26 protein-coding genes and 1 tRNA gene are annotated in these 22,805 nt (G+C 58.2%); 14 read left to right on the top strand and 13 right to left on the bottom strand.

The window, feature by feature from the left end; genetic code table 11:
- Positions 1-29 precede the first annotated feature (29 nt).
- Positions 30-905, top strand: a complete 876-nt coding sequence (locus O3S81_RS06005; RefSeq protein WP_269341545.1) for a DMT family transporter — start codon at positions 30-32, stop codon at positions 903-905.
- A 13-nt stretch (positions 906-918) separates the two neighbouring features.
- Here O3S81_RS06005 and O3S81_RS06000 read toward each other — a convergent pair whose 3' ends face one another.
- From O3S81_RS06000 to O3S81_RS05985, 4 genes are all read right to left on the bottom strand, one after another.
- Positions 919-2,025: a glycoside hydrolase family 25 protein gene (locus O3S81_RS06000; RefSeq protein ID WP_269341544.1), complete on the bottom strand. Its 1,107-nt coding sequence runs from the start codon at positions 2,023-2,025 to the stop codon at positions 919-921.
- A 177-nt stretch (positions 2,026-2,202) separates the two neighbouring features.
- Complete coding sequence (locus tag O3S81_RS05995; protein WP_269341543.1) at positions 2,203-2,391, bottom strand: YegP family protein; 189 nt, start codon at positions 2,389-2,391, stop codon at positions 2,203-2,205.
- A gap of 87 nt (positions 2,392-2,478) precedes the next feature.
- Positions 2,479-3,177 carry a type 1 glutamine amidotransferase gene (locus tag O3S81_RS05990; RefSeq protein ID WP_269341542.1) on the bottom strand — a complete coding sequence of 233 codons (699 nt, stop codon included), beginning with the start codon at positions 3,175-3,177 and terminating at the stop codon, positions 2,479-2,481.
- Positions 3,178-3,303: 126 nt separating this feature from the next.
- A complete protein-coding gene (locus O3S81_RS05985; RefSeq protein ID WP_269341541.1) occupies positions 3,304-3,753 on the bottom strand; it encodes a DoxX family protein in 450 nt (149 codons plus the stop codon).
- Between the two features lie 145 nt (positions 3,754-3,898).
- Between O3S81_RS05985 and O3S81_RS05980 the strand changes: the two genes are divergently transcribed.
- A complete protein-coding gene (locus tag O3S81_RS05980; protein ID WP_269341540.1) occupies positions 3,899-4,204 on the top strand; it encodes a SelT/SelW/SelH family protein in 306 nt (101 codons plus the stop codon).
- A gap of 119 nt (positions 4,205-4,323) precedes the next feature.
- Positions 4,324-4,410, top strand: a tRNA-Leu gene (locus tag O3S81_RS05975).
- Between the two features lie 233 nt (positions 4,411-4,643).
- Here the strand turns inward: O3S81_RS05975 and O3S81_RS05970 are convergent.
- Together O3S81_RS05970 and O3S81_RS05965 are read right to left on the bottom strand one after the other, a co-directional pair.
- Positions 4,644-5,027 (bottom strand): pilus assembly protein N-terminal domain-containing protein, encoded by a 384-nt coding sequence (locus tag O3S81_RS05970; RefSeq protein WP_269342402.1) that lies wholly within the window; start codon positions 5,025-5,027, stop codon positions 4,644-4,646.
- Positions 5,003-5,212 carry a hypothetical protein gene (locus tag O3S81_RS05965; RefSeq protein WP_269342454.1) on the bottom strand — a complete coding sequence of 70 codons (210 nt, stop codon included), beginning with the start codon at positions 5,210-5,212 and terminating at the stop codon, positions 5,003-5,005. The genes O3S81_RS05970 and O3S81_RS05965 overlap by 25 nt, the downstream gene beginning before the upstream one ends.
- Here O3S81_RS05965 and O3S81_RS05960 point away from each other — a divergent pair.
- The 10 genes from O3S81_RS05960 to O3S81_RS05915 all read left to right on the top strand — a co-directional run bounded on the left by O3S81_RS05960 (position 5,157) and on the right by O3S81_RS05915 (position 14,368).
- Positions 5,157-5,360, top strand: a complete 204-nt coding sequence (locus O3S81_RS05960; protein WP_269341539.1) for a hypothetical protein — start codon at positions 5,157-5,159, stop codon at positions 5,358-5,360. The genes O3S81_RS05965 and O3S81_RS05960 overlap by 56 nt on opposite strands.
- Positions 5,361-5,468: 108 nt before the next feature.
- Complete coding sequence (locus tag O3S81_RS05955; RefSeq protein ID WP_269341538.1) at positions 5,469-5,660, top strand: Flp family type IVb pilin; 192 nt, start codon at positions 5,469-5,471, stop codon at positions 5,658-5,660.
- Between the two features lie 97 nt (positions 5,661-5,757).
- Positions 5,758-6,270, top strand: a complete 513-nt coding sequence (locus tag O3S81_RS05950; RefSeq protein WP_269341537.1) for an A24 family peptidase — start codon at positions 5,758-5,760, stop codon at positions 6,268-6,270.
- A 126-nt stretch (positions 6,271-6,396) separates the two neighbouring features.
- Positions 6,397-7,203 (top strand): Flp pilus assembly protein CpaB, encoded by an 807-nt coding sequence (cpaB, locus tag O3S81_RS05945; RefSeq protein ID WP_269341536.1) that lies wholly within the window; start codon positions 6,397-6,399, stop codon positions 7,201-7,203.
- Positions 7,200-8,783 (top strand): type II and III secretion system protein family protein, encoded by a 1,584-nt coding sequence (locus O3S81_RS05940; RefSeq protein WP_269341535.1) that lies wholly within the window; start codon positions 7,200-7,202, stop codon positions 8,781-8,783. Before cpaB ends, O3S81_RS05940 begins: the two co-directional genes overlap by 4 nt.
- A 56-nt stretch (positions 8,784-8,839) precedes the next feature.
- A complete protein-coding gene (locus O3S81_RS05935) occupies positions 8,840-9,532 on the top strand; it encodes a CpaD family pilus assembly protein (protein ID WP_269341534.1) in 693 nt (230 codons plus the stop codon).
- Positions 9,533-9,566: 34 nt separating this feature from the next.
- Complete coding sequence (locus O3S81_RS05930) at positions 9,567-10,850, top strand: AAA family ATPase (protein WP_269341533.1); 1,284 nt, start codon at positions 9,567-9,569, stop codon at positions 10,848-10,850.
- A 33-nt stretch (positions 10,851-10,883) separates the two neighbouring features.
- Positions 10,884-12,353, top strand: a complete 1,470-nt coding sequence (locus tag O3S81_RS05925) for a CpaF family protein (RefSeq protein WP_269341532.1) — start codon at positions 10,884-10,886, stop codon at positions 12,351-12,353.
- Positions 12,354-12,367: 14 nt separating this feature from the next.
- Positions 12,368-13,372 carry a type II secretion system F family protein gene (locus O3S81_RS05920; protein WP_269341531.1) on the top strand — a complete coding sequence of 335 codons (1,005 nt, stop codon included), beginning with the start codon at positions 12,368-12,370 and terminating at the stop codon, positions 13,370-13,372.
- A 9-nt stretch (positions 13,373-13,381) separates the two neighbouring features.
- A complete protein-coding gene (locus O3S81_RS05915) occupies positions 13,382-14,368 on the top strand; it encodes a type II secretion system F family protein (RefSeq protein ID WP_269341530.1) in 987 nt (328 codons plus the stop codon).
- Between the two features lie 85 nt (positions 14,369-14,453).
- On the opposite strand, the gene O3S81_RS05910 is transcribed toward O3S81_RS05915, so the two are convergent.
- The gene (locus tag O3S81_RS05910; protein WP_269341529.1) at positions 14,454-15,278 is read right to left on the bottom strand and encodes a tetratricopeptide repeat protein; all 825 of its coding nucleotides are present in this window, start codon (positions 15,276-15,278) and stop codon (positions 14,454-14,456) included.
- A gap of 142 nt (positions 15,279-15,420) precedes the next feature.
- On the opposite strand from O3S81_RS05910, the gene O3S81_RS05905 reads away from it, so the two are divergent.
- A complete protein-coding gene (locus tag O3S81_RS05905; protein ID WP_269341528.1) occupies positions 15,421-16,815 on the top strand; it encodes a leucyl aminopeptidase family protein in 1,395 nt (464 codons plus the stop codon).
- A 53-nt stretch (positions 16,816-16,868) separates the two neighbouring features.
- On the opposite strand, the gene pncB is transcribed toward O3S81_RS05905, so the two are convergent.
- From pncB to O3S81_RS05875, 6 genes are all read right to left on the bottom strand, one after another.
- Positions 16,869-18,173, bottom strand: a complete 1,305-nt coding sequence (pncB, locus tag O3S81_RS05900; protein ID WP_003507389.1) for a nicotinate phosphoribosyltransferase — start codon at positions 18,171-18,173, stop codon at positions 16,869-16,871.
- 213 nt (positions 18,174-18,386) lie between these two features.
- The gene (locus tag O3S81_RS05895) at positions 18,387-18,746 is read right to left on the bottom strand and encodes a hypothetical protein (protein ID WP_269341527.1); all 360 of its coding nucleotides are present in this window, start codon (positions 18,744-18,746) and stop codon (positions 18,387-18,389) included.
- Between the two features lie 95 nt (positions 18,747-18,841).
- Positions 18,842-19,693: a C40 family peptidase gene (locus O3S81_RS05890; protein ID WP_269341526.1), complete on the bottom strand. Its 852-nt coding sequence runs from the start codon at positions 19,691-19,693 to the stop codon at positions 18,842-18,844.
- 18 nt (positions 19,694-19,711) lie between these two features.
- Positions 19,712-20,056 (bottom strand): MarR family transcriptional regulator, encoded by a 345-nt coding sequence (locus O3S81_RS05885; RefSeq protein WP_010970731.1) that lies wholly within the window; start codon positions 20,054-20,056, stop codon positions 19,712-19,714.
- A 364-nt stretch (positions 20,057-20,420) separates the two neighbouring features.
- Positions 20,421-21,527, bottom strand: a complete 1,107-nt coding sequence (locus O3S81_RS05880) for a DUF475 domain-containing protein (RefSeq protein WP_269341525.1) — start codon at positions 21,525-21,527, stop codon at positions 20,421-20,423.
- A 293-nt stretch (positions 21,528-21,820) separates the two neighbouring features.
- Positions 21,821-22,738 (bottom strand): DMT family transporter, encoded by a 918-nt coding sequence (locus tag O3S81_RS05875; RefSeq protein WP_442864891.1) that lies wholly within the window; start codon positions 22,736-22,738, stop codon positions 21,821-21,823.
- Positions 22,739-22,805 lie beyond the last annotated feature (67 nt).

Genomic DNA, 22,805 nt, shown 5'->3' with positions numbered 1-22,805 from the left:
TCAAGAAAAGCAAAACGCAGGAGATGAGAATGGACAAGACGACAAGCGGGTGGCTGAACGGCCTGACGGGCATGGTGATATTCAGCGGCTCACTGCCCGCGACACGCATTGCGGTGACGGGTTTCGATCCGGTATTCCTGACCGTTGCCCGCGCCAGCATTGCCGGGCTATTGGCGCTCGCTTTGCTTTTCCTGTTCCGGCAGAGGCGCCCGGCGCGTGATGATCTAACGTCGCTTTTTATCGTCTCGCTCGGTGTCGTCGTCGGTTTCCCGCTCCTGACCGCCCTGGCCCTGCGGCATGTCACCTCGGCACATTCCATTGTTTTCGTGGGGCTGCTGCCGCTCGCAACCGCAATCTTCGCCGTGCTGCGTGGCGGGGAACGCCCGCGCCCCATCTTCTGGCTGTTTTCCTGCCTGGGCAGTGCGCTGGTTGCGGGCTTCTCCCTGTCGAATTCCTTTTCCGCCGGGATCGAGGCCTCGCTTGCCGGCGACCTTCTGATGCTGGGCGCAATCATCGTCTGCGGGTTGGGCTATGCGGAGGGAGCAGCCCTTTCCCGCAAGCTGGGCGGCTGGCAGGTCATCTCCTGGGCGCTGGTTCTTTCCCTGCCGGTGATGCTGCCGCTTGCCTTTTTCACGGGGCCGGAAACGCTTGCCGGCATAGACCCGCAGGCCTGGGGTGGCCTTGCCTATGTCTCCCTGTTCAGCATGCTGATCGGCTTCGTCTTCTGGTATCGCGGGCTGGCACAGGGTGGCATCGCCGCGGTGGGGCAGTTGCAGCTGCTCCAGCCCTTCTTCGGGCTCGCGCTGGCTGCAACCCTGCTGCACGAGGAGGTGAGCCCGGCCATGATCGGCGTTACGCTGGTGGTGGTTCTGTGTGTTGCGGGCGCCAGAAAATTCGCGCGCTGATGCCAGCTATTCGTCAGCTCGAACGGCGATCCACCCAGCGATGCCAGGCATCCTCGCTACCGTTGAAGACGTTGAGATCGATACGGCCGTCGACACCATGCGACAGGCCGGAACCGGAATATTGCCAGAACAGCCACTTGCGGCCGGGATAAACCACCGACGGGTGCTGCGCGACGGCGCGCAGCCAGAAGGGGTAATCCTGGAATTCACCCTGGAGGTTGTCCTTGTAGAAATCGGGCGCCGTATAGATGATCGGCCGCTGGCCATAATAACGCTCGAGCTTGTCCATGAAGACGCGCATCTTTTCCAGCACGCGTTCGCGGGAATGGCGCATCTTGCAGCTCGATTCGCCGTTATATTCCACGTCGATGACAGGCGGCAGCGCGTCCGGATCGCGCGGGACGTTGCGAATGAACCAGTCCGCCTGTTCGCTGGCGTTGCGGCACCAATAGAAGAAATGATAGGCGCCACGGCGGATGCCGGCTTCCTTTGCGCGCTGCCAGTTGGTGCGGAACATCGGGTCGAGATGATCACCGCCATCGGTCGCCTTGATGAAGGCGAAATTGGCTCCGCGCGTGCGCAGCTGCGGCCAGTTTATATTCGCCTGCCAGCGGGACACATCCACCCCGTGGACCTGAAAATGGCGCGGCTGAACCCTGCCGAAATTGATTGGCTTGGCGTCGCTGAAGCTGGAGCGGAAAATGCGTGAGCGGATCTGGGCGCCGGCGCTCGCAGCCGGCGCCGCGGCCATGGCCAATTGCACCGGACGGTCCATCTGGTTGATCGTGGGACGTTCCGCCGGCCGCACCATTCCGGTCTGTGACGGAACCGGCAAACGGATTTCAGGCGCATTTTGCGGCAGGGATGCGTGCGGGGTAACAGCCGAAAAGGCCTTGGGTTCCTGGGGCACGGGCCCGCCCCATGCCAGGACTTCCTGGCGTGGCTGGGCCGCGATGACCTGAGTGCCGACACTTGCCTGCGGCACCGGGGCCGGCGTGACCGAACTCGTCGTTTCCTTCGAAGGCAAGCCTGCCATCAGGCTTTCCGGCCCGGAACTGGACGTGCAGCCACCAAGCAGAAGGCAACCGAAAAGAAGTGCTGGTACAGCCGATGAACGCATGAGAACCCGTACGCAAAACAAATCGGGGGCACTCTGACGCCGCCCGGAAACCTCGAAATACAAATGCTAACGGAAGATTATCAAAAAAGACTGAATCTTATCTTTACGCGGGCGTCTGCCAAAATGCCCGTCATTTCTGGCAGGCCAATATTCCAGCCCTCGCACAAATGGCGGGGCTCAGGCGGTCATGGAGCTCAGATCAACCGTATCTGCGCCGGGAGAATTTCTCTTGATCGATTCGATCGCATGAATGGCCGATGCCTTCGCCTTGTATCCTTCGGATGAAAACATCGTTTCTCCGTTGGATGCCTTGAAGCGGAAACGATATTCGCCAGCCTTGTCCTGGTAGATTTCGAATTTGTACATGATCCTTGCGCCTCGTTTGCAAATCAGGATGAACCGACGGCAATTTTGCGCAGCCTCGGTTCAATTCGCAACCGATAATCGCGCCAGTCAGACCAACCGCACCCAGGCACGGGCAATTTCCAGACCGGCCATGTCGGCCATCTGCGCGCGAATACCGCGGTGGTCGCGGTAATTGTCGAGCCAGCCGGGTGACATTTTTTCAACGGAAGCAGGGAAGGTCCGGCACCAGCCATCGACCACCGTGGTGGAAGCCTCGAAATGAAACTGCGTGCCATAGGCCGCGCGACCGATACGAAAGGCCTGGTTCCGGGTCGCGCCGTTTGTCGCAAGGTGCGTGGCACCTTGCGGAAGCGTAAATGTATCGCAGTGCCACTGAAAAACGGGAAAGGTCATTTCCTGCCCGGCCAAGAGCGGATCGGACGCGCCCTCTTCCGTCAGGGATACATCTTCCCAGCCGAATTCCGGCGGGCCCGAGAGAATATTGTCTCCTCCATAGGCGCGTGCCAGCAATTGGCTGCCGAGGCACACGCCCATGACCGCCTTGCCCGCATCGCCAAACCTCTTCATCAAAAGCGCCAGATCTGGAAGATAGGGATAAAGTGCATCGTCAAGCGCGTTCTGCTCGCCGCCCAGAACCACAAGCGCATCGTGATCACCCGCATCTGCCGGAAGTGGTTCACCCGCATAGGCACGAATGACATGCACGTCCGCCGCCGCCTCTTCCAGCGCGATGCCGATTTGACCATGCGGCGTGCCCGCCATGTTTTCGATGATTGCAACGCGCATGGGGCCTCTTGGTAACGAAAAAGGATTCGATCGGCCACGATTGCCGATCGAATCCAGCTTCACCACGGGAAAAGTCGATTTTCAAGAGCCGCAACATCGCCAGGGCGGCAATAGACCCGATGTGCCTTAGAATTCACGCGCCAGCCTGGCATCCGCGGAATGCCGATTACCGCCGCGAATGGCGAAGAACAGGAAAATCGCCGCCCACAGGATCGATTTTTCCGCACCACCCAGACCTTCCGCCTTTACGATGCCGTGAAAATAGACCGTGACCAGAAGGACGATCATGGCGGCGAAGGATGCCGGCCGCGTGAAGAGCCCGATGGCCACCAGAATTCCGCCGAAAAATTCCGTGGCGGCAAGGAGCGGCGACCAGAAGACGCCGGGGTAAAAGCCGAGGCTCTCCACCATGCCGACAGCCCCGAAGGGATTGACGATCTTGCCGAAACCATGGGTAACGAGAAGAAGCCCGGCCGTGACGCGCAGAACGGTCTCCACCAGATCATGCGCCGCACCATAAAGCGGAGCGACCGCCGGAACGAAAAGACGCTGACGATTATTCTCGAACTGGGCCATAGTATCTCCACGTTTCAGCCTTCGACAGCTTCTCTGTTCGCAAAGCCGCGTGATAAGAACAAGCAGGCGCCCGGTAAAAACATGAGTATTATGGTTGACATTGTCGTGAGCATGATTGCCCCTGACCGCTGAAGGAGACGTGAGGATGACCGAGACCAAACCCCGCATAACCATCCGTTATTGCACGCAATGCAACTGGCTGCTTCGCGCAGGCTGGATGGCGCAGGAAATCTTGCAGACCTTCGCTTCGGACATCGGCGAAGTCAGTCTCGCTCCCGCGACCGGCGGTGTGTTCGAGATCACCGTAGATGGCACGACCATCTGGGAACGCAAACGCGACGGCGGTTTTCCCGGTCCAAAAGAACTCAAACAGAGAATCCGTGACATCATCGACCCGGAGCGCGACCTCGGTCATGTCGACAGAACGAAGCATGAAGGCCTCGACACCTGACCCGGCGACATGTTTCAACAGTGTCAAACAAGTTTTTTCCCTTTAAAATCAATGATCGTCATAAAAGTTCAAAAAGTCTGTTGACACCGGGCGGCTGCCCTCGTACATCGCTCTCCGTCGCCCAGATGGCGGAATTGGTAGACGCGCCAGCTTCAGGTGCTGGTACTCGAAAGGGTGTGGAGGTTCGAGTCCTCTTCTGGGCACCATTCCATTTTTGATCTTAGCCAGATCAAGAAATCAAACGAAAAAACAGCAACATACAAGCCGACCGGTAATACCGGGAAGCATGTTGCGGTTTTTTCGTTTTATTCGTTCTTCTCAGGAAAAAACCACCGTACTGATATCGTACCGATGGATGCGAGACCTTTGCCCCTCATGCAAAGGCGTCCGCTCGTGAGGCGGTAACGTGGCGTCTTCCAGCCTCGCTGAGACCAGGCAGTTACGGCTGGGCGTCTTTATCGCCACTGTTTTGGGAATGCTGCTCACAATTCGGCGTGCAGGAAAGCACGGTGCGCTCCGTCTGGCGGAAAACACGAACCGTATTGCCCTCGTCGATGGAGACGAGAATGCGTTCATCCACGATCGGATTGCCTTCGGCATCAAGAAGCACAAGGTTGGTGGTGCCGAAACTGCGACCTGTCAGAACGATGGTGGTCGCATCGGCAACCGTGGCATCGGCAACTTTGGAGTTCCCGACGATAACCTTGCTTACGGGCCGGTCGAGACGGAGGACGCGGGCGTGATTCATCGAAACGCGCAATATGTCTTCCTGGGCAAAAACAGGCTGCGACGCGGCCCCTAGAAAGACGGACAAGCCGACCACAATTTTCGCCAGTTTTCCGGATGACACGCGTTTGGCCCTTGCTCTACCCGCACTTTATTGCGCCACAGAATGCGCGGTTTTAGTGAATGAAGCGTTAAATGGCGGAAATCTGCAACGCGGATGGTAACCATGCCTGAGGTGGTGGTATTTTTCGCTTCCGGTTGTCCCGCATCAAAATTGAACATTCGCGGCTTTCTAAGACAACGCTTCTCCAGAAATGAGAAATTGCCGACCCCGGAATATATTTGTTTATCAGCAAATATAAAAATGAGCGGAATACTTTTTTCTTTTATTTACCAAGAGAAACTCATCCTGCCGTTTACTTTGAGTTAATCGTTTTTTTTAAGCGCTTGGAAATCGCTCGACTGTAATTTGAACGCAACCGAACAACGGAGAACAGTTGTCGGCGTGCTGAACCAACACAGAGTTAGGAGAGACCCTATGACCAAGATTTTTGCTCGTTTCCTTAAAGACGAATCCGGCGCCACGGCGATTGAATATGGCCTGATTGCCGCGCTTGTTTCCGTAGCCATCATTGGCGGCACGACCGCGCTCGGCGGCAAGCTCAAGGAGACCTTCAACTTCATCAACACGTCGTTTACGAACTCCAAGGCTTCCACCGGCGGCGTCTGATTATTGAAAAACATAATGCAGGTGATGCCCCAAAACGTGGGCATCACCTGCATTTTTTGGCGTTCGCCGGATTCAGGTCGGCAAAGGTAGGCTAATCATGATCGTCGCAGCGATTTTTCTTATTCTTCCGCTCTGCCTCAGTTTTGCTGCCTTGAACGATCTTTTCAGCATGACGATCCCTAACGTGATAGCCGTCGTGCTTTTGTTGTCTTTCGCCTTCGTCGCGCCCTTTACGGGAATGGACTTGCAGACCTTTGGCCTGAGCTTGGCTGCCGGTCTGGCCGTCTTTCTCGGTTGTTTCGCGCTCTTCGCCGCAAATGTCATGGGCGGCGGCGACGCCAAGCTGCTGACGGGAGCGGCGGTGTGGTACGGCTTCAACATTTCTCTCGTAGAATTTCTAATGGCCGTGACACTGATCGGCGGCATATTGACGGTCGGCATCCTGGTTTTGCGATCACGCTCACAGGAAATCATGGCCTTCGGCATCCCAATTCCCGATTCCCTGATGGTTGCGCAGAAAATTCCCTACGGTATCGGCATCGCCGCGGCAGGGCTCTTGACCTACGGGGAAAGCCCTCTCGTGAAGGCAGCGATCGCAAGCCTTTACTAGGTGATTATTTCAGTCGCCTAGTTTCACGAACCGTTAACCACAAATCAAAGAACAATATTAACCATAATTATACCAATCACGCGCCATCCTGACGGGAGAAGAATCTGATTCCCCCAAGGATCGAGCATGAAACCGTCGCGTATCGTTATTCTATCCGTTGCTTTGGTGGCCGCCGGTCTTGCCGGTATCGTCGCCATGCAGATTTCCGGCACGAAGCAGGTCATCGAAAAAGCGGAAACGATCATCCAGAAAGAGCCGACGGTCAATGTTCTCGTTTCTTCGGTTAACCTGCCCGTCGGCAGCCGACTGAACGATAGCTCGGTGCGCTGGGCGCCATGGCCGCAGGGCAATGTCGTCGACAGCTTCATAACCGAAACGAAAAGCCCCGACGCCATCACCGAACTCACGGGCGCGGTCGTGCGCCTGCCCCTCTTCGAAGGCGAACCGATCCGCCCGGAAAAAGTGGTCGATTCCAGCACACGCATCATGTCTTCGCTTTTGCCGGCCGGCAAACGCGCCGTCGCCACGGAGATTTCCGTTTCCACCGGCGCGGGCGGTTTCGTGCTGCCGAACGACCGGGTCGATGTGATCATGGTTCGCAAGGGCGATAACGGTAATTTTCTGACCGAAAATGTTCTGAACAACGTCCGCGTTCTGGCGATCGACCAGCAGATCAAGGAAGGCGAAGACGGTGTGTCGGCCGTGGTTGGCGCAACCGCCACGCTGGAACTGACACCCGAACAGGCCAAGATCATAACTGTGGCGCAACAAATGGCGGATCGCCTCACACTGGCTTTGCGCTCGGTCGCCGACGCCCAGGAAAACGACACGCTTTCGGCCGGTTATCTTCTCAATGGCGGGTCCGGCCAGCCGGAAATTCAGGTGATCAAATCCGGCTCGATTGTGAAGAGCGGCCAGGGAGCATCGCAATGACCGGAGGGCTCATGGCAAAACGTCTCAAACAACACCTGCGTTCATCCATGGCGGGCGGATTAGCATTCTGCATGGCTTTTTCAGGGATCCCGGGCCAGTATTCGCCCGCGTTTCTGCGTATCACCCAAGCAATGGCGCAAAGCGCAAGCATCGTGCGGATCACCGAAAGCGGCACAGGCATTCGCAAACGCCTGAAACTGGGCTTGAACAAGGCGCTGGTCATCGACCTGCCGGAAGACGCCCATGACATTCTTGTTGCCGATCCGAGCCTTGCCGACGCCGTGACCCGGACGTCGAAACGCATCTACCTCTTTGGTAAAACGGTGGGACAGACCAACATCTTCATTTTTGGTGAAGGCGGCCGGGAAATCGTCAGCCTCGACCTGGAAGTGGAGCGCGACATCTCGGGGCTCGAGACCAATATCCGCCGCTTTATTCCCGACTCGGACATCAAGGTGGAAATCGTTTCGGACAACATCGTTCTTACCGGCTCCGTGCGCACACCGCAGGACTCCGCGCGCGCCGTGCAGCTCGCCGAAGCCTTCCTGAAGGGTGGTGAGGCCACCACCCGCAATATATCGCTGACGGGTGGCGACAACGGCGGTGATGCGGCGATTTTTGCCGAGCGACGGCAGGTATCGCAAATCGTCAACATGCTGACGATCGAAGGTGAAGATCAGGTGACGCTGAAGGTCACCGTCGCCGAAGTAAGCCGGCAGGTTCTGAAGCAGCTCGGCTTCAACGGCTCGATCAGCAGTTCGACAAGCGGCAATGGTTTCGAATTCGCAAATCCGTCCAATCTTGGCAATGCCATCAGCGGCGCTTCGCGAATTGCCAGCGGAGCAATCGGTTCCGGGTCGCTGAGTTTTGCAACATATCTCAATGCAATGGAGCAGGCGGGCGTGGTACGCACTCTCGCCGAGCCAAGTCTGACCGCCATATCCGGGGAGCAGGCCAAATTCTACGTCGGTGGAGATTTCCGCTTGCCTGCCGAACAGGAAGTCGACATCGACGCGAGTACCGGACGGCCGACGATTACGCGTACAACCAATACCGTCGACTACGGCATCACGTTGAACTTCAAGCCGGTGGTGCTTTCGCCCGGCCGTATCAGTCTTAAAATTGAAACCAATGTGTCCGAGCCGACCTATGAAGGCAACGTTGTGACCGGCAATGCGGGCCGCACGATTCCCGGCTCGACCTACATGTCGGTGCGCAAGCGCGAAACCTCCACGACGGTCGAGCTTCCCTCCGGCGGGTCGATTGTGATTGCAGGTCTCGTTCAGGACAATGTCCGACAGGCCATGTCCGGGCTCCCCGGCATCTCGAAAATCCCGATCTTCGGCACGCTTTTCCGCAGCAAGGACTTTCTGCGCAATGAGACGGAACTGGTCATCATCGCGACGCCCTATCTTGTGCGCCCCGTTGCCCGCAACCAGATCGCCCGGCCGGATGACAACTTCAACCCGGAAAACGATGCCGCCATGTATTTCATGAACCGCGTCAACAAGGTCTATGGCCGTAAGGACCAGGTTCAGGCCGCTCCCTATCAGGGATCAGTGGGGTTCATCTACAAATGACGATACGTGCACGAAATCCCCTCTTCACAGCGCGCCCGATCCGGGCAGGAAACGTCATGCAGGAAACCTCGTCCTCCCTTCCCCTTCACGTGTCCGGAAGAAGGGCCGGTCTCGTCGCCGTTGCCGCGCTCGCCGCCGGCCTGTTGCAGGGCTGTGCACGCGATCCGATGACCACCAACGCCATTCCCGATGATTATCGCACACGCCATCCGATTACCCTGTCGGAAGCAGAGCATTCACTGGATATTCCGGTTTCGGCCAGCGACAGCCGGTTGACCACGGCCATGGCGGATAATGTCCGTGGTTTCGCCCAGAATTATGCGTCGATGTCGACCGGTATCATCAATATTCAGACACCGTCGGGATCGGCCAATTCGGCGGCCGCGTCACGAATGGCGAAACAGATTCGCACGACGCTTTCCGGTGCGGGTGTAGCGCCGGGCAAGATCATGGAGACGCGCTATGCCGCTTCTCCGAATGGCGATTCCGCCCCCATCCGCCTGAGCTATGTCGCGGTTACCGCCATGACCGGCCAATGCGGCCAATGGCCCGAGGACCTTTCGGATAATACCTTCGCAAACAAGAACTGGTACAATTTCGGATGCGCTTCCCAGAGCAATCTCGCGGCGCAGATTGCCAATCCCATGGATCTGGTCGGTCCACGTGGCATGAGCCCGATCGATGCCGAGCGCCGAGCGGTCGTCATCGAAAACTATCGCGGCAAGCCTTCGACATCGGCGACAGATTGATGCGGTTTTCACATTTGTCACGGCAGGAAAGACGATGAGCGCTGTAGAATACGATATCAAGCCAAACGGCGGTGACGAATCCGAGCAGCCAGTGCGCGCTGCGGATATGGACCACCTGCGGCCCCTGCCCCGCATTTCCGTTCACGCTTTCTGCGTCAGCGACAACATGCAGGGTGTCATGGACGCCTTGTCCGGTGATCGGCGCATGAGCAAGGTCACGCTGCGTGTGACCAAGGGTGATATCAATGCGGCAGCCACGATGTTTGCCGCATCGCCCACGCCCAATCTCATCATTCTCGAAACGGCAAGTGTCCCCGCCTCGCTGCTGGACGATCTCACTCCCCTCGCAGCGGTTTGTGACCCCTCCACCCGTGTCATCATCGTCGGCCGGCACAACGACATCTCGCTTTATCGCGATCTCATTCGCAACGGCATTTCCGAATATCTCGTCGCGCCCGTCAATATGGCCGATCTGCTGGCCTCGATCGCAGCGATCTTCGTCGATCCGGAAGCGGAGCCGCTGGGCCGCAACATCGCCTTCATCGGCGCCAAGGGTGGAGTGGGTTCCTCGACCGTGGCGCATAATTGCGCCTTCGGTATTTCCAACCTCTTTTCCACCGAGACCATTCTGGCGGATATGGATCTTGCCTATGGAACGGCCAATATCGATTTCGATCAGGATCCCGCCCAGGGCATGGCTGAAGCGGTCTTTTCACCGGAGCGGCTGGATGAGGTGTTCCTCGACCGCCTTCTGACGAAATGTTCCGACCATCTGTCGCTTCTGGCGGCGCCATCTCTTCTCGACAGAACCTACGATCTCGACCGTCAGGCATTTCTGCCGATCCTGGAAGTTCTGCAGCGCAGCGCACCGGTTGCGGTTCTGGATCTTCCCCACCAATGGTCCGACTGGACGCGGGCTGTCCTCGCGGAAGCCGACGAGGTGGTCATTACCGCGGTTCCCGATCTCGCAAATCTGCGCAATACGAAGAACCTGTTCGACGCGCTGATTAAACTGAGGCCCAACGATAAGCCGCCGCATCTCATTCTCAACCAGGTCGGCATGCCGAAACGTCCGGAAATCGCCCCCGCGGATTTCCTCGAGCCGCTGGAAATCGAGCCGATTGCCATCATTCCGTTCGACGCCCAGCTGTTCGGAAACGCCGCCAATAGCGGACGCATGATCAGCGAGATGGATGAAAAATCCCAGACCGCGGAAACCTTCTCGCAAATTGCCCATACCATTACGGGCCGCACCGTACTGCGCAAAAGCCGACGCGGTGGTCTGGACAAATTAAAAAGCATTCTCAAGCGCAAGTAGGGCTTCCCTCTGCGCCTTTAGACGGAAACGCCGATGTTCGGAAAACGCGGGTCTGAAGGCCCAGCCAGAAGCACGAAGCCAGATCTTGCCGCACCTGTTCCAATGCAGGTGGCGACGGCGCCCGAGCCGCGCCCTCTCGCGATCGACACCCTTGAGCCGGGCCAATCGCCCGCAACACGGCAGGCGGCGACGGCACAGCCGGTGCAGAAAAAACGTGCCCGCACGGAAGATTATTACAATACCAAAAGCCAGGTATTTTCCGCACTCATCGATACGATCGACCTTTCACAACTCGCCAAGCTCGATGCGGAAAGCGCGCGCGAGGAAATTCGTGATATCGTCAACGATATCATCACGATCAAGAATTTCGCCATGTCGATTGCCGAGCAGGAAGAACTGCTCGAAGACATCTGTAACGACGTCCTGGGTTACGGACCGCTGGAGCCACTTCTCGCCCGCGACGACATTGCCGATATCATGGTCAACGGTTCCGGCCAGACCTTCATCGAAGTCGGCGGCAAGACCATCGAATCCGACATCCGCTTTCGCGACAATAACCAGCTGCTTTCCATCTGCCAGCGCATCGTCAGTCAGGTCGGTCGACGTGTGGATGAATCGAGCCCCATATGTGACGCCCGCCTGCCGGATGGATCGCGCGTCAACGTCATCGCGCCGCCGCTCGCCATCGACGGCCCGGCGCTGACGATCCGAAAATTCAAGAGGGACAAGCTGACGCTCGACCAGCTCGTGCGTTTCGGAGCGATCACGCCCGAAGGCGCGACATTGCTCAAGATCATCGGCCGCGTGCGCTGCAATGTCGTCATCTCGGGCGGCACCGGCTCCGGCAAGACCACGCTTCTCAATTGCCTGACGAGTTTCATCGACAGGGATGAACGCATCATCACCTGCGAGGACACCGCCGAACTGCAACTTCAGCAGCCGCATGTGGTGAGGCTCGAAACACGGCCGCCGAATATCGAAGGCGAAGGCGAGATCACCATGCGCGATCTCGTCAGGAACTGCCTTCGCATGCGGCCCGAACGCATCATCGTCGGCGAAGTACGCGGACCGGAAGTTTTTGACCTTTTGCAGGCCATGAATACCGGCCACGATGGTTCAATGGGAACGCTGCACGCCAATACGCCGCGTGAATGCCTCAGCCGTATCGAATCGATGATCGCCATGGGCGGGTTCACGCTGCCGGCCAAGACCGTGCGCGAAATCATCTCGGGCTCGATCGATGTCGTCATCCAGGCCGCGCGCCTGCGCGACGGTTCCCGCCGGATAACGCAGATCACCGAAGTGATCGGCATGGAAGGTGACGTCATCGTTACCCAGGATCTGATGCGATACGAAATCGAAGGCGAGGACGCACAGGGCAGGCTGATCGGCAGGCACGTATCGACCGGCATCAGCAAGCCCAATTTCTGGGATCGTGCACGCTATTACGGTGAAGAAAAGCGTCTGGCGGCCGCGCTCGATGAGATGGAAAAGACATCCTAAGGAAAGCGACTGCCATGGACCCGACAATAGTGTTATTGGCCGTACTTGTCGCCATCTCGGCAGGAGCGCTCGCCTATGCCTTTCTCTTCCAGCAGATAGAGGTCGAGAAAAAGACCAACAGCCGCTTCAAGCGGGTCCAGGCCGCCGAGACGGATCACACAAACATCAAGGCTGCGCGGGATCGCGTCCAGGAACTCAGCAAACGCCGCAAATCCATGCAGGACAACCTGCGGGAAATGGAAAAGAAACAGACCGAGAAGGCGAAGAAAGCAAAGAATGTCAGCCTGCGCGACAAGCTGGTGCAGGCCGGACTGGCGATTTCCGTTCGGCGGTTTCATGTCCTGAGTGCCGGCGCTTCGGTTTTAGCCGTTCTCGTCGCACTTCTTTATGGTCTGTCGTTAATCTTCGCCCTGCTCATCGGAGCGGTCGCGGCTTTGGGCATGCCACGCTGGGTGCTGGCATTTCTTCTCAAGCGCCGGCAGAAAAAATTCCTTGAGGAATTTCCCAATGCGCTGGACGTCATGTGCCGGTCGATCAAATCCGGATTGCCGCTGAACGATGCCGTGCGACTGATCGCATCGGATGGTCAGGAGCCGGTGAAATCGGAGTTCCAGCGGGTCGTCGACGCACAGCAGGTCGGTATCGGCATCCCGCAGGGGATCGAGCGCATGATGCTGACCATGCCACTTTTCGAAGTGAGTTTCTTCAGTATCGTCATCAATATCCAGGCACAGGCAGGCGGCAACCTTTCGGAAGCATTGTCCAACCTTTCCAAGGTATTGCGTGACCGCAGAAAAATGCGCGCCAAGGTAAACGCCCTGTCCATGGAGGCAAAAGCATCCGCCGTGATTATCGGTGCATTGCCCTTCATCGTGATGATGCTGGTATATTTCACCTCGCCCGACTATCTCACGGTGCTTTTCACCGATCTGCGTGGACACATCATTCTGGGGGCATCCGGACTATGGATGCTCATCGGAATTTTCATCATGCGCCAAATGATCAATTTCGATATTTGAGGAGCGACCATGACAGGAAATCTGCTTTCCCGCCTGACGGATCCGCAAACGATAATCGCCATTCTCGTCACACTGGCGGTTTTCGCGACCCTCTATACGCTGATCATGCCTTTCCTGGAGCGGAAAGATCTCGCCAAGCGCATGAAAGCCGTCTCGTCGGAACGGGAACTCATCCGCAGCCGCGAGCGCGAGCGACTGGCGACCGTGACGAGAGAGAACAGGTCCTCCCTGCGTGGCAACAACAATAAATCCGCGCGGCGCATCGTGGAGAAATTCAATCTTCAGGAAGCCCTTGTCGACAAGAACACGATGAACAAGCTGCGCGCGGCCGGTTTTCGGTCGCAAAATGCGCTCAATACATTTCTTGCCGCCCGGTTCGTATTGCCGTTCGTTTTTCTGGCGGTGGCGTTCACCTGGGTTTTCGTTCTTGGAAACCTCGCCAATCAGACCTTTATCGTTCAGCTGATGGCGGTGCTTCTTTTTGGCTATGTCGGCTTTTACGCTCCCAATATCTACGTTTCGAACCGCATGACCAAGCGGCAGGCCTCCATCAAGCGAGCCTGGCCGGATGCGCTTGATCTCATGCTGATCTGCATCGAGTCCGGCGTGTCCATGGAAGCGGCCATGCGCCGCGTTGCCGAGGAAATGGGCGAGCAGTCGCCTGAACTGGCGGAGGAAATGATCCTGACGACAGCGGAGCTGTCCTTCCTTCAGGACAGGCGCACGGCGCTTGAGAATTTTGGGATGCGCACCCAGCTGGACGGCGTCAGAAGCGTGGTGCAGGCCCTTATCCAGGCGGAACGATACGGTACGCCGCTGGCTCAGGCGCTGCGTGTTCTCGCACAGGAAGGCCGCGACGAGCGGATGAATGAAGCTGAGAAAAAAGCCGCCGCACTGCCGCCGAAACTCACCGTGCCTATGATCGTGTTTTTCCTGCCGGTCCTCATCGCCGTCATTCTCGGGCCGGCTGGTATTCGGGTGGCCGATTCGTTCTGAGGCAAGAAACACGCCGAAAATTTGCGCGCAGGGGGCAGCAGTGATTTGCCTGCCGGACCACACCATCAATGTTTCTGAAAATGCCTCAGCCAGCCGGCTTGCTGTCTTTTTTCGCCAGCTGCTGCCAGGAATTCTGCTGCGACAGCATTGCACGCAGATAGGTCAGGTTAGCCTGCGCCTGCTGCGGAGAAAGTTCCTGAACGGCGATGCGCTCGGCTTCGGCAAAGCGGCCCTGGAGACCGACCACGAGCGCAAGGTTCTGGCGGACGCGGCTGTCGGCGCCCGGCTGGGCGATCGCCGATTGCAGATAGGTTTCGGCGGTGCGCGGATCGCTCGACAGGACATAGGACATGCCGAGATTGGACAACACGCTCGGATCGTTCGGTTTGAGGTCGAGCGCCTGCCGGTATCTGGAACGTGCCTCGTTCGAGCGGCCAAGCTGGTCGAGCACGGCGCCCTCGGCGGAGTAGAGCCGCCAGTCGGGACGATCAGGCGTCTGCGCCCGCTGGATGGTCGAAAGCGCCTGCTCCAGCTGGCCGGCGGCCGCCTGCGACTTGCCATAGGCGGCAAGCACATCACGGTCGGCTGGATTGGCGATGGCGATCTGCTGCATGACGGCGAGCGCCTGCGTATTCTTGCCGGTCATCATCAGCACGCTGGCGTAATTCATACCGGCGGACTTGTCCTTGGGGTTGCGTTCATAGGTTTTGCCGGCAGCCTCTTCCGCCTGCCGAAGCTGCTCCATGTTCAGATGGTCGTAGGAGCGCGTGGCTGCGGGAATGGAGCCGGTGGACATGCGATCTGGCTTGTTGGTGCTCGCACATCCTGAAACCGCAAGAACCAGCGCCGCGAGACATGTGCCCCGCAGCAACCCTGTCCGGCCTGTCTTAGCCAAAGAAAATGCAGTCATGGCAGCGCCCCCGCCCGAGAATGATCGATCTTGCGCCCGACACACGACAGACTCACATGACGCAACTTTCGCTTAAGCAATAATCTGTTAACCCTAACAGAGCGTTAATCGCACCGATTCTCGATATTTACGGAAGCATACCATGGCGCCCTATCAGTTCATCGAACGCCCCACCCCTTTCAGCTCGAAGGCAGGCAGCACATTGCCGGTTTTCGCCGTCACGCCAGCCCATATCGAACAGGGTGCCATAGACCCGGTCGCTCTGGACTGGGCAAAAAAGGCGGGGTTCAAGGCGGAAGCTGGCGCCGTCCTGCTCGTTCCTTCCGCTGACGGATCACTGGGCGGCGTGCTTCTCGGCCTCGGTGGCAATCCTTCCGAAATTCCCTTCATCACCGGCAAACTCGCCCGTGAGCTGCCGGAGGGTGAGTGGCACATCGAAACCGCGCCCCTGACGGCCAATCGCCTCGCGCTCGGTTTCGGCCTCGGCAGTTATCGCTTCGACAAATACAAGACCACCAAGACCAACGGGGCAAAGCTTCTCATTCCGCAGGATGCCGAAGACGGCGAGATCAAGCGCATTCTGGCAGGTGTCTTCCTTGCCCGCGACCTCATCAACGTCCCGGCCAATGACATGGGACCGGACGAGCTCGAGATTGCCTTTCGTGCGCTTGCCGCCCATTACAAGGCGAAGGTGAACGTTACGACCGGCGACGATCTGCTCAAAGAAAACTTCCCGCTGATCCATGCCGTTGGCCGCGCCAGTGAAAGCGCACCGCGCCTTCTGGAAATGAACTGGGGCAAGAAGGGCAATCCGCGCCTCACTCTCGTCGGCAAGGGGGTCTGCTTCGATACCGGCGGTCTCGATATCAAGCCCGCCGCGTCCATGGCGCTGATGAAGAAGGATATGGGTGGCGCCGCCAATGTTCTCGGCCTTGCGCTGATGATCATGGATGCCAAGCTGCCGGTCGATCTGCGCGTTCTCGTGCCGGCGGTCGAAAACTCCATCTCCGCCAATGCCTTCCGTCCCGGCGATATCTACAGGAGCCGCAAGGGGTTGACAGTACAGATCGACAATACCGATGCGGAGGGCCGTCTCGTTCTGGCCGATACGCTGGCCTATGCCGACGAGGATGCGCCGGACCTGATGATCGACATGGCGACGCTGACGGGTGCAGCACGCGTGGCGCTGGGTCCCGATCTGCCGCCCTTCTACACCGATGACGAGGATCTGGCCCATGATATCGCGGAAGCCAGCATCGATACGGATGACCCGCTGTGGCGCATGCCGCTCTATATGGGATATGACAAGGATATCCGCTCAAGGGCAGCCGATATCACCAATGCGCCTTCTGGCGGCATGGGTGGATCGATCACCGCCGCCCTGTTCCTGAAGCGCTTCGTCACCAATACCAAGCGCTGGGCGCATTTCGATATTTACGGCTGGTCGCTCAGCGAGCGTCACCATTCATCGATCGGCGGGGAAGCGCAGGGTATCCGCGCACTCTTCCATTACATCGCACATCAATTCGCAAAATAATCGGCCTAGTCAGGATCCGACGGGCGCTTCCCCAACCGGAGCGCCCGGTTGCCTTAAACCAAAACCTTCTGTTCCTTGTGGTCTTCCTCGCCGAAGAACTTCAGGTAACGCTCCACTTCGGCCGGATCGCCGGTGGCTTTTTGCGGATTGTCCGAGAGCTTCACCGCCGGGCGGCCATTGGCATCGCTGACCTTGCAGACGATGGAAATTGGCTTGAGGCTGGCAATGGTTTTCGGCGCGCAGCCGGCAAAATCATTGGTCAGATTGGTGCCCCAGCCGAAGCTCATGCGCACCCGACCCTCGAAATGCCTGTAGGTGTCGATGATGGCGTCGACATCGAGACCATCAGAGAAGATCAGCATCTTCTTGCGCGGGTCGCGGCCCATCTTCTGCCACCACTCGATGATCTTTTCCCCGCCTTCGATCGGCGGCGCACTGTCCGGACGGAAACCCGTCCAGTCCGCCACCCATTCCGGCGCATTGCGCAGGAACGCTGCCGTGCCGAAGGCGTCCGGCAGCACGATCAGCAGGTTGCCGCCATAAAGCCGGTTCCAGTCCTTCAGAACCTGATAGGGCGCGGCGGCCAGCTCCTCATTGGTCTGCGCCAGCGCCGCAACCACCATCGGCAGTTCATGCGCGTTGGTGCCCACGGCTTCAAGATCGGAATCCATGGCGAGGAGCACGTTGCTCGTACCGGTAAAGGCTGGACCGATGCCTTCCTTCAGCGCCTCGACGCACCAGCGCTGCCAAAGGAAGCTGTGGCGGCGGCGGGTGCCGAAATCGGAGATGCGCAGGCCCGGCAGTTCCCGTAACCGCTCGACCTTCTCCCACATCTTGGCCTTGGCGCGGGCATAAAGCACATCAAGCGTGAAATAACCGAGCGAGCGCATGGCGCTGCGTGAACGCAATTCATTGATGATCGCCAGCGCCGGGATCTCCCAGAGCGTCGTATCCATCCAGCGGCCATGGAAGTTCAGCTCATATTGCCCGTCGCGCTTGAAAAGTTCGTATTCCGGCAATTGATAGCTCGAAAGCCAGGAGAGGAATTCCGGCTCGAAAATCTGCGAGCGGCCGTAAAACGTGTTACCCGCAAGCCAGATATTTTCCTTCTTGGAGAGCCGCAGGGTGCGCGCATGATCGAGCTGTTCGCGCAACTCCATCTCGTCGATCTCTTCCGCAAGCCGCACCGTCTTGGTGCGATTGATCAGCGAAAACGTCGCATCGACTTCCGGATAAAGTTTCCAGATCATCTGCAACATCAACAGCTTGTAGAAATCCGTATCGATCAGGCTGCGGACGATCGGGTCTAGCTTCCAGGTATGATTATGGACACGGGTGGCAATATCGGTCTTCGTCATACTTGCATTCCCCAATATCGGCCAAAGGTCAAAAAACAGCCGATCTCACTCCGCACCCCGGCAGGTTTCAACCTGTCACGCGGAAGATTTATCTGAAAAAGCGACAACAAGTCCAGAGCGCTGGCCGGGCAAATGCCTCGGGCGCCCGCCTGCGCATCGATTTTCCGAAGGAGCCGCATTGCCGTTTTGGTTCGGGGCCGAAGTCACGCCGCTTCAGAAGGTCGGGTCGACCGGATTGATGCCGGGATACCAGTCCTTGGAAACCGGATTTCTGCCGCCGAAACTGGAAATGCCGTTTTCGTCGGTACAGCGGTAACCCTGAACCGGAAGTCCACGGCTGCCGAAAACATTCCTGTAGGAACCTCGGGAATATCCCGTCCTGCCGAGTTCGCTATGGCAATTGTAACGGACCTTTGGCTGCAGCGTGCGCGGGTCCTTGACGCCGGGCAGGTTCGCGTAGGCATCCGGGGCAGGAGCAAAACCATTCTGGAAAACGGTCTGCGCCTGCGCCGAGGCGCTCAGCAAAGCCGCCGTGAGGATCACTGCCAGTCGTGTTGCCGTTCTTGTCTTCATCGATGCCGGTCCCGTACCATCATCCAATGGATGTAGGCTGTCGGTGGCTTTCGCACAAAGGGCCGGGCAGGCACAATTTCGTGAAAGCTGCCGTCTCAGCCTTCCAGACGGCGGAAAGCCGTCGGCTTTTCATAAAGCCAGCCGATGCGCTCGATCGCCGCATCGAGATTTTCGCGCGCGACATTCATCGTATGGCCATTGGCATGCAACAACGTTTCCTCGTTTTCCATGAGGCCGACATGGCCCTTCCAGAAGACGAGATCGCCGCGGCGCAATTCATCACGCTCGATTTCCACGCCGAGCGACTTCACCTGCATATCCGTGTCGCGCAGAACCCGTCGACCAGTCATCGCCATGGAAAGCTGCACGAGGCCGGAACAATCGATACCGAAGCCGGAGCGGCCGCCCCAGAGATAGGGTGTTTCGATAAATCGCAGAGCCACCGCCACATAGTCTTCTTCAAGCGAAGCATCGACGGTCCGGCAATGGGCGGCGATGATGCCTTCGCCCTTTTCGGTCATCAGATAGCGGGTGCCGCGCGTCTCCGCCTCACCGACAATGCGGACTAAGCTGCCCATGGACAGCGCCGCGACCGGAGGCTTGCGCAACTCGGCCGAGGGATAGAGGAACGTGCGCGGCGCGATGATCTGATGCGTGGCGGCGACAACATCGCCGATAGCCGTTTCCGGCACATAACCAGCATAACCATCCACATCCGCCTGCACCCAGGCCGAGCCATTCGCCCGGTCGAAAACGCGCACTGTTTCGCCGCAGAGAAGTTCTGTGTCTATGCCTGTGGCGAGATCGGGGGTAGGCCGAAGGCCAATGACCGGTGCGGTGACCTGCGCGGGCGAACCGCTGACGAAACGTTCGGCCTGCACCACGCCCTGCAGTTTCGCATCGGCGAGATCTGGGCGGAAGACATTCAGGCGACGGTCGAGCATCATGGTTTTCACTTCCAGAAATTAAATCTTGCGTGCCTGATCAATAATCAGATCGCCGAATTTTTCCAGATAAAGCGCACCGGCGACGGTACGTTTTATCACGACATTGCGCCTGTCCCGCTCATCCCGCACCCGGTCGACCAATCCCAGCGCACCGAGACTGTCGAGTGCGCGGGTGATGACCGGTTTGGTGACGCCCAGCATGGCGGCGAGGCCCCGAACGGTATGCGGCGGTGGCACGAGATAAATCTGCAGCAGGATGGCCGTCTGACGCAAGGTCAAATCCGGTTGATCGTCAATGACCTGCGCCGTGGATACACGGTGCCAGAGCCCCAAGGCCTCCGTGGGCGACAATTGTGCAGGCAAGCCAGTGACCCTTCCAGTCGTTGTTCCACTGTTTTCATTCAACGGAGGGGAAAACTCAAGAACCAACCCGCATAAACGAAACCGCCGTGCGGCGCAGATTCGGAAGATCGCGCGGCACGGCGGTATTTATCGACCCGTTTTCGGGTTTTCACGTCCCCTCTGGACTTGCAAGATGAGATGCAGGAAGCGTGCCAGTTTTGTTGCGTCGCACAAATACAAGCAAAAGCAGGTACTTGGAGTATATGTCCGGCTCTATGGCCAAATTTTCCACAAAGAGCAAATGGCAATAAAAACAGGCAACGGGTGACGTAATGCTTAAAAACTGCCTTCCGCCGGCACGGCGGAAGGCAAGGATGATCACGGATCAGATTTCCGCGCCGCGTGCGGCTTCGACCGCATCGGCATTTTGCTGCCGGTTATAGCGGATCGACGACCAGAGCGAGATGCCGATCAGGCCCGCGCCGCCAAGGCCGGTGATGACCTCCGGTATATGCACCATGGTCTGCACATACATGATGACCGACAGGATCAGGATCGCATAAAAGGCGCCGTGCTCCAGATAACGATATTCGGCCAGCGTTCCCTTTTCGACCAGCATGATGGTCATCGAGCGCACATACATGGCGCCGATGCCAAGACCGATGGCGATGATGAAGAGGTTCTGCGTCAGCGCGAAAGCACCGATCACACCATCGAAGGAGAAGCTGGCATCCAGCACTTCGAGGTAGAGGAACGCACCGAAACCGCCCTTTGCAGCGCCTTCCAGCATTTCCTGGCTGCGATCGAGAATGCCGCCGACAACTTCCACCAGGAGGAAGGTCAAGAGACCCCAGATCGCCGAATGGAAGAAGGTGTTGGCCGCAACCGGACCAAGCTCCGGATTGTCGCTTGCGCCGATGATACGGGAAAAGATCAGCATGACGATCAGCACGAAGGCGATCTCGATGCCCTTGACGGAAGAATAGATCGCCGCCTTTTCCTCGATCCAGCGCACCCAATGCACGTCCTTTTCATGGTCGAAGAAGAAATTGAGACCGACCATCATCAGGAAGGTGCCGCCGAAAGCCGCAATCGGCAAATGGGCGTCCTGCATGATTTCAGCATAACGTTCCGGCTGCGTGGCCGCCATGACGAGCGCCGTCCAGGGGCCGACATTGGCCGCAACGACGACGATGAGCAGCGGGAAGACGATACGCATGCCGAAAACGGCAATCAGGATACCCCAGGTCAGGAAGCGGTGCTGCCAGACCGGTGTCATGTCCTTCAGCTTGTTGGCATTGACGATGGCGTTGTCGAAGGAGAGCGAGATTTCCAGCACCGCGAGGACGACGCAGATGAAGAAGATCGTCGCCGTGCCGCCGACCGTTCCGGTCATTTCCCAACCGAGATAGCCACCGAGAATCAAGCCGAGAACGGTGACGATAAAAGCCCACTTGAAGTAGGAAAGCGTGGTTTTCTGGGCAGAGCTCATGTCCGGTCGCCTCCGATAACGAGGACATTCACGGACCGACGCGGGGCGTCAGGCCGCACGCAGAAAGCACGCGCGCGAAGCACATTCAGGTTTTTCATAGTTTTTAATCCGCCGGCCAAATTTTTGCAGGCGGTACCGACATCGCGAGAGCGCCGTAAAACTCTCGCCAGAGGGGCCCGGCACCTTTGTTTCCTCTGCCCTTGCGAGACAAATCATCGCAGGGCCCCTTCTTACTTCCTGAAGATCACGCCGTCGTCAAGTCCCGTGATTGTGACCACGACGAACAAGAAAGATCAAACCTGCTCCGCAGCCAGTCCTTCAGCGGTTTCGCGGCGTCGTTTGAGTGAATTTTCTCGAAAGAAGATGTAAAGGCCGGAAAGCACAATCAGGCCCGCACCGACAACGATACTGGTCTGCGGCACATCGCCGAAGAACAGCCAGCCGAAGATGACCGCCCAGAGCAGCAACGTATATTGCAGCGGCGCGACAGTAGCGGCATCGGCAAGTTTGAGCGCACGGTTGACCAGCACATGTGCCGTCATCGCCACCACGCCGAGCAGGCCGAGAAACGCCAGATCGAAGCTGGATTGAACCGGCAGCCAGCCGGATGGGGTCATGAACACTGCGACGATGCCCGCAAGCCCTGCGCCGATGATCTGCCAGAAGGCCAGCACAGTATCGGGCGTATTGCGCAGCTGACGGCCGGACAACATCATGAAGGCGAAGGCGGCGCTGCCGAGGATGGAAAAGAGCGCTGCGGAGGTGAGGCTTGCCGAGCTGGGCTTGAGCGCGATGAGAACGCCGACAAAACCGATGGCAATGGCCGTCCAGCGCCGCCAGCCGACCTTTTCCCCGAGCAGAAACGGCGAGAGCGCCGCCACATAGATCGGAGCGGCAAGCCAATAGGTCATGACGTCTGCCAGCGGCAGGGCGGCCACGGCAAAATAGAAACAGAAAAGCTCGGCCGTGGAGAAGAACACGCGCGCCACCTGAAGGCCGGGCCGCTCGATGTTCACGAGGCCGGAAAGGCCGGCTCTCCAGACGATGGGAACCAGAATGACAAGCGCTGCCGCACTTCGGATGAGAATGACCTGACCCTGGCTATAGGTTGCGACCAGCCATTTGCCCATGGCGTCATTCAATGCAAAGAGCAGCATTCCAAGCAGCATGACGGCCACGCCGAGACCGGTCGGCGAAAGCTTTTTTATCATAGTCGACATGTCAGATTCCGATTTCTCCCAATGGCTGCATTGGTCGTCCAGCCAGCAGCCCTTTGTC

It is taken from the genome of Agrobacterium sp. SOY23 (assembly GCF_027212525.1).
Classification (GTDB): domain Bacteria; phylum Pseudomonadota; class Alphaproteobacteria; order Rhizobiales; family Rhizobiaceae; genus Agrobacterium; species Agrobacterium tumefaciens_I.
This window is presented reverse-complemented; position numbering and strand designations above follow the sequence as displayed.